The organism is Pseudomonas sp. PS01299, assembly GCF_029960145.1.
Taxonomy (GTDB): Bacteria; Pseudomonadota; Gammaproteobacteria; order Pseudomonadales; family Pseudomonadaceae; genus Aquipseudomonas; species Aquipseudomonas putida_A.
On the sequence record NZ_JASCPO010000298.1, the window covers coordinates 1 to 6,163 of the forward strand.

At 56.8% G+C, this 6,163-nt stretch carries 8 protein-coding genes; 4 read left to right on the top strand and 4 right to left on the bottom strand.

Annotated features, from left to right (window positions below; all coding sequences use genetic code 11):
• Positions 1-109 precede the first annotated feature (109 nt).
• The 3 genes from QMX91_RS28205 to QMX91_RS28215 form a co-directional block, all read right to left on the bottom strand.
• Complete coding sequence (locus tag QMX91_RS28205) at positions 110-388, bottom strand: DUF6538 domain-containing protein (RefSeq protein WP_282413709.1); 279 nt, start codon at positions 386-388, stop codon at positions 110-112.
• A 305-nt stretch (positions 389-693) separates the two neighbouring features.
• A complete protein-coding gene (locus QMX91_RS28210; protein WP_027612144.1) occupies positions 694-1,050 on the bottom strand; it encodes a hypothetical protein in 357 nt (118 codons plus the stop codon).
• A gap of 67 nt (positions 1,051-1,117) precedes the next feature.
• Positions 1,118-1,378 (bottom strand): DUF6429 family protein, encoded by a 261-nt coding sequence (locus tag QMX91_RS28215; protein ID WP_027612145.1) that lies wholly within the window; start codon positions 1,376-1,378, stop codon positions 1,118-1,120.
• 265 nt (positions 1,379-1,643) lie between these two features.
• Here QMX91_RS28215 and QMX91_RS28220 point away from each other — a divergent pair, with 265 nt between their 5' ends.
• A complete protein-coding gene (locus QMX91_RS28220; RefSeq protein WP_103369541.1) occupies positions 1,644-1,973 on the top strand; it encodes a hypothetical protein in 330 nt (109 codons plus the stop codon).
• Positions 1,974-1,997: 24 nt separating this feature from the next.
• Here QMX91_RS28220 and QMX91_RS28225 read toward each other — a convergent pair whose 3' ends face one another.
• Positions 1,998-2,747, bottom strand: a complete 750-nt coding sequence (locus QMX91_RS28225; protein WP_282413710.1) for a hypothetical protein — start codon at positions 2,745-2,747, stop codon at positions 1,998-2,000.
• A gap of 119 nt (positions 2,748-2,866) precedes the next feature.
• Here QMX91_RS28225 and QMX91_RS28230 point away from each other — a divergent pair, with 119 nt between their 5' ends.
• From QMX91_RS28230 to QMX91_RS28240, 3 genes are all read left to right on the top strand, one after another.
• Positions 2,867-3,241: a hypothetical protein gene (locus QMX91_RS28230; protein ID WP_049827877.1), complete on the top strand. Its 375-nt coding sequence runs from the start codon at positions 2,867-2,869 to the stop codon at positions 3,239-3,241.
• A gap of 110 nt (positions 3,242-3,351) precedes the next feature.
• Entirely contained in the window at positions 3,352-4,083 is a 732-nt protein-coding gene (locus QMX91_RS28235) for a hypothetical protein (protein WP_282413711.1), read from the top strand.
• Between the two features lie 72 nt (positions 4,084-4,155).
• Positions 4,156-6,075: an alkaline phosphatase D family protein gene (locus QMX91_RS28240; protein ID WP_282413712.1), complete on the top strand. Its 1,920-nt coding sequence runs from the start codon at positions 4,156-4,158 to the stop codon at positions 6,073-6,075.
• The last annotated feature ends 88 nt before the right edge of the window (positions 6,076-6,163 follow it).

Genomic DNA, 6,163 nt, shown 5'->3' on the forward strand with positions numbered 1-6,163 from the left:
GTAAGCGCTTCGACTTCAAGTGTCCGATCGAGGTTATGGACGAGGTGATGCAGGAAGCTATGGCTATGCGGCATGATGCTCCAGCTTCAATTCAATAACCGTGTTGCACTCAGCTCCTGTAACCGCCTTGGTTTATGGCCCTTTGATGCTTTTCAACTATTTGAAGAACATCATCACGGAAATTGCCGATTTCACCCCTACGGGCTTTTTCGATTTCGGTTTTCCACTGCTGCAACCATCGTAGTTTGAAAATATGGGCTTCCGAACGATTGCCAGTTTTGAGGCTTTTAGTCAAAACCTTACGCCCGGAAAAGGCTTCCCGTGCGTCTTCTGGAACGTCCAGACGGACGTAGTAGGTGCCGGATTTCAGGACTAAAAAATCGGTCATAGCAAAAGCCTTCGCTAGTCATTTCTACCCAAAATTCTACCCAAAATTTCTACCCAAAGCCACTGAAAGCCTTTAAACTCGCGGCATTGCTGGGTCTTATGATGTTTTTGAGGGAGTTCGAGTCTCCCTCGGGGCACCAAAATTAAGAAAGGTCTTGCTTAGCAAGGCCTTTTTTTTCGTCTGTCGGAAAGTGCCCCCTCTCCACTCAATGGCCACCTGCTCACCCGCGATGAGACCGGTTGCGCGATAAACTTGGCGAAGTATTGATCGCTAAAAGCGAAGAACTTCAGACGCTTGCCACAAGCTCAAAGCCTGCTGGCGATTTCTTGCCACATATGGTCGTAGTTGTATTTCAACCAACGAATCAGCAACTTGTCGAACAACCTGCGAAACCAATTACGCTGCCGCGCCACAAGCCTTTCCTCTATCTCGCCCCTGAGCCAATCAGGGTCAAAACCTGTCCAGACAGTCGGCAAGACCGCTGCAATGTTCATAAAGCACACCGGCGCTACTTCTGAATAAAAAATCTCGTAGAGCACCGCTGGATCGACGCCTTTTAGCTGGCATGCGATGTAATCGTAATCAGTGGGAAAATGGTTGAACGGTTCGGACAGTGCAGCTCTAACGTTTGTCAGTTGTGGTTCATTCAGAAAATGCTCCAACGGGAAAACCCCTCCATTTGCGTTCCACTGGCGCGGCGCAGTTCAAACGACGAGCCGAGACAGGAACTCAGATATCTGGATCAGGCGCACGCGGGGCTTGAACAACTCCCCCAAACAAACGCTCAGCTATCTGACGACCTCGTTCCTGGCCCTCCTCCGTCAACCAGATCGATTTGTTCCTGTTTACCGGATTACTGATGAGACCCTGTTCATGCAATCGGTTCATGACTTCAAAATCGAAGCCTTTCCATGCATTGCCGTCGTCGGAACTGAAAGCGGCCAACAGGGCAAGCACAGCCTCTTCAATCAACTTTTCGTCGTATTCCATGATCGTCGCTCCGCTCATATGCCTGAACTATCGTTGAGTTTGTCTGGCAGCTCATACTCGCTGGCCATCCTGAGAAACTCGTTCTGTTGCTTAGGTCATTGAATGTCTCGGCGCTGTCCGTGCAACCTGTTTTGCCTAGGGACTGCACCTGATGCGTCCACTCAGTATAATCACGCACGCCCGCAGCCGGTCTTCCGCCCCGTTGCGACTATCGCTGGTCGTACCGAATTTCAAGACTCAAGCTCAAGAACCTCCAAGGCCAACCATGGAAACGTCACTGGAAACCGTCGCCCTGTTCTCTCTCAAACTCGCTTACGAGGAGGAAGGCCTGAGCCCGATTCTGCGGGATGACATGGTTATGGGTGACTATCAGAAAGACGTGTTCGAATTGCTGGTGCGCCGGGGTGATGTCGAGACCATCCAGTTCAAGATGAACGAGTGCCTGGGCTTGGCGATGGATGCGTTGGGCGGTGTCGAGAAACCGTTGGGGCGGGAGCTGCACAAGCTGTCAGCCGATTTCAGGCAGGCGCAGTCGCTGGAGCAGCTTGATCAACCGCTCCTCGCGCTCAAGGGTTATCTGAAAGACATTCTCTGATCAGTTGCTTCACGCGCTGACCTTTCAGCGTCGAGCCTTCAACACCCGAATATCCGTGGGAAATCCATCCGCCCCCACAATCTTCTTCCAGCCCACATACTGAAACTCGCCCCGCTCATCGATGTAATCGCCCTTCTCCACCGACCGGCCACCGACGATCGCCACGCGTTTTTCCTCGCCACAACCGCCATCCGATGGGCGAACGGTATAAATCACATACGGCTTCACATATTGCGTGGCGCGGAAGTATTGGCCGCAGACTTCGTCGACGGTGATCAGCATGGTTTTCAGGCGAGCTTCGCCGTCCATGTCTTCGTGCAGTTTCAGGAAGGAGATGTCGCCGACGTCGCTGTAGCCGAGTGAACGGGCGCGTTTGTATTTGGGGGAGTTCTGGTGGGCGATGCGGCCTTGTTCGGCGGCCTGGTTCATTCTGGCGGCAAACTCGGCCTTGCCTTGCGCAATGGTTGCCTCGGCCTGGGCGGCGACGTTTTCGCATTGCGCGAATTCGCGGGAGCTGAGGTATTGGGGCGTCAGGTTCGAGCGGCGCTGGTTCATGCTCCGCAGGCTGTTCTCCAGATCGCCGATCACCTCATAGGCGCTGGGTACGCGACCGCTCTGGACGTCGGCGATTTTCTCCTGCATTCGCTGGCAGTTGGCGAGGTAATACTGCCAGCTGCTTTCCGGGGGCTCCTTCCACTCGGCGAATGCCGGGGTAATGACAGCGGCGCAGGTGATTGCACAGAGCAAGCGCAGAACAGAAGCGGCTTTTGGCATGAGTAGTCCATTACAGGAATCAAGAAAGTGGCGCGACGCTACTATTTTGCTATCGTGCCGTCCACTGTCGGCAAGGTGCCGAGCGTTTGTACCGCGACTGGTTGCGAAGGATGGATACGATGGATGTTGTGTTTTTCTTTATCGCCTGGATAGGCATGTGGGTCTGGGTCGTCAGGCAGCGTGGTGCGTGGAATCTGCTACTCGCCAATGTGTTGGGTGCGGCCAGCGGCATGATTGTCGGCCTGGTGGTTTCGCAGCTTTGTGTCGGTCTGTTCGGCTCTAGCCGGCCACCGGTCCCGGGGGTCATGGGATCGCTTCTGGAAATGCTGGCGACTGCCGCGGCGCTGACCGGCGTATGGATGCTGGTGGCCCGTCGCTCGCAGGTCGAACACCCTGTCGCGCGTCAGCTACTGGCCGGCCTTTGCGGCGTTGTGGCCGGCATAACGGCGATCATGTTTTTTGTTCAGATCAATCCGCCCAATCTCGGCATGTGAATGTCTTCGTGGCGTCAGACCTCTATTTTGATATCTTGCCGTCCATCTTCAGCACTCACCGCCAGTGGGTGCTGTTTTGCAGGCTATTGAAGGGTTAAGGAAAGGATCGAATGGAGTTTCTGAGTTTTCTGGCATTTATCGCCGCCTGGGGTTTGATGTGGCGCTGGGTGGTGAAAAACCGCGGCAGCTGGAATCTGTTTTACGGCAACATCGTTGGCGCGGCGGGCGGTTTTATCGTCGGCATGGTGGTGCTGTCGATCTTGCTGTCGATATTCCCGTCGGCGCATAAATCCGCAAAAGCGCCAATTGAAGACGTGATCACACAGAGTGATGTGACCACCAGTCTGTTGCCCGAAGCCGAGTCGGATTCGACGTCCGCGGTGCTGGAGAACGCGCCGGGCTTTGCCGCGATCGAGCCGGATAACCAACCTTCTCCGCCGGATTCCGCACTGCTGCCGAATTACGCCAGCCGGGCGCCGAAATCGATATCGGAAAAAACCGTCCTGGATCAGAGCGACGCGCAGGGCCGTAAAGCGCTCACCGCGCTGCGCGACAAGCTTGGGCAAAATGCAGACAGCGATAAATCGATGCTCGCGTATGTCATGTGCGGCACGGTGGTCACCAGCACACTGCGCTTCCCCGCGTCGGAGCGCTTCGCCGACAGTTCTGCCATTGTCACCAAGCGCTTCAAAGATCAGGTCTACACCCTCAGCAACAAGGTCACCGCGCGCAACATGAACGGTGATGACGTCACTTATCGCTTCGACTGTTCGGTGCAGGAGCAACCCGCGTCCGCCGAATGGCGACTGCTGAATCTGAAATTGCAGAAGGTCGGTTCTTAAGCCTCGTTTAAGGGTTCAAGGCGCCGGCTGCGCTATCATCGCCAGCCTGTGCGCCTTGAGCTTTGCCCCCGAATGTCCCCGATATCTGCTGACCTGAATCCGCTGCCTCCCGTCTTGGCCGGCCCACTGCTGCGCCGGCTGGAAACCACGCGCGTGGTGCTGTGGTTGGTCGGTACGCGTCAACTGTCGCTGACGTTGCGCCTGCAAGGCGTAGGAGACATCCCTCTCGATGCCGGGAAGTGCACGGTCATTCCTGTAGGCCGTCATGCGTTCGTTCATTTGATTGACGTTGTGCTCGACAGCGCCCTGCCCTGTGACACGCGCATCGACTATGACCTGCTGATCGACGGCCAGACGCCCATCGCCGAATGGGCGCCGCACCTGCTGTACGGCAATGCCCGCTGTCCAAACCTCGTCGTGCGCTCACGGATTGATCAGTTGCTGCATGGCTCCTGCCGCAAACCACATCATCCGGCGGCAGACGGTCTGCTGTGCGTCGATCAACTGCTGTCCGGCGAAACCGATCCGCAACAACGCCCAGCGCTGCTGATGATGAGCGGCGACCAGATCTACGCCGACGATGTTGCCGGCCCGATGCTGCGGGCGATTCATGCGTTGATCGAGCGCCTCGGTCTGTTCGACGAACACCTCGAAGGCGCGGTGGTCAGCGACAGCGCCAGACTCTACGAACACCCGGCCAGCTACTACCACCGTGCGGATTTGTTACCCGCGCTGGAGAGCAACGAGACCTTGCGCGAGCGATTTTTCGGCGGTGCGCGTAAGCCGATCTTCACCAGCAGCAGTGCTGACAATCACCTGGTGACCTTCGCCGAAGTGATGGCGATGTATTTGCTGGTGTGGTCGCCGATTGCCTGGGGGTTGATCAATCCTGCTGCTCCAGCGCTGACGCCTGAACGCTTGAAGCGCTACACCCTGGAGCAGACCCGAATCGATGGTTTCAAGGCCGGGTTGGCCAACGTTGCCCGGGCGCTGGCGCACCTGCCGAGCCTGATGATTTTCGATGACCACGACATCACCGATGACTGGAACCTTTCCGCGCAATGGGAGGAAACCGCCTACGGTCATCCGTTCTCCAAACGCATCATCGGCAACGCCTTGATCGCGTACATGTTGTGTCAGGGCTGGGGCAATAATCCGGACGCGTTCAAGGATGTGCTGGAGAACACTCGCCGCCTGAGCGCCAGTGGTGACGATCAATATCTCGACAGCCCGGTGCAGGACGCGCTGATCGATGACTTGCTGCGCTTTCAGCATTGGCATTTCGTGCTGCCGAGCAGCCCGGCGCTGGTGGTGCTCGACACCCGCACCCGGCGCTGGCGCAGCGAGATGGCACTCAAGCAACCCTCCGGTTTACTGGACTGGGAAGCGCTGAGCGAACTGCAGCAGGAGCTGCTTGATCATCCGTCAGCGATCATCGTTTCACCGGCGCCGATCTTCGGCGTGAAGCTGATTGAAACCGTTCAGAAGGTTTTCAGCTGGTGCGGTTATCCACTGCTGGTCGACGCCGAAAACTGGATGGCTCATCGCGGTGCGGCGCAGGTTATCCTGAACATTTTCCGACACACCCGCACACCCGGAAACTACGTGGTGCTGTCCGGCGATGTGCATTATTCCTTCGTCTACGAAGTGCTTATCCGACACCGCAAGGCCGGGCCACGGATCTGGCAGATCACCAGCAGCGGGATCAAGAACGAGTTCCCGAAAACCCTGCTGGAATGGTTCGACCGCCTCAACCGCTGGCTCTATTCGCCGCGCTCGCCGTTGAACTGGTTCACCAAACGCCGACGCATGCGCATCGTGCCGTACACCCCGGAACATGCCGAAGCGGGTGAACGGCTGTGGAATTCAGCCGGGATCGGCCAGGTGTTTTTCAATGCGCTGGGGCAGCCGAGCGAGATCATTCAGCACAATTCGAACGGGGCGCTGAAGACGCGGATGCTGGCGCCGGAGTTGGGGGATTATCCGGACTGACGTGCACCTATTCCAATGTAGGAGTGAGCCTGCTCGCGATTGCGGTAGGCCATTCAAAATGTATATCGCCTGATACACCGCTATCGCG